General features: G+C 34.1%; 1 protein-coding gene. It reads left to right on the forward strand.

What is annotated here, in order from left to right; genetic code table 11:
• Positions 1-197: DUF5683 domain-containing protein (locus SB679_RS23870; RefSeq protein WP_410704732.1), on the forward strand; the 197-nt coding region annotated here is incomplete at its 5' end.
• Positions 198-279: the final 82 nt, after the last annotated feature.

Here is a 279-nt window from a genome sequence, read left to right on the forward strand (position 1 = left end):
GGGCTAAAAGACAAAGAGACTATGCCATTGCCATTACAGGATTAATCTACATTTTAAATATCGTAGATGCAGTAGTGGATGCTCATCTTTATGAAAGCCGCCATGATCCGGATCTTACCTTTAAGCCATCAGTTATTCAGGATCAATATGGTTATGATGCGCCAAAAACAGGATTTGTTTTAAGTTATAGATTTTAACATACAATACATATAAAGCCTAGAGGCTGTATGTAGCAATAAAAATAAAAGATTATATGAAAATAGCATTAGTTGGTTACGG

The organism is Chryseobacterium sp. SIMBA_029 (assembly GCF_046535275.1).
GTDB lineage: Bacteria > Bacteroidota > Bacteroidia > Flavobacteriales > Weeksellaceae > Chryseobacterium.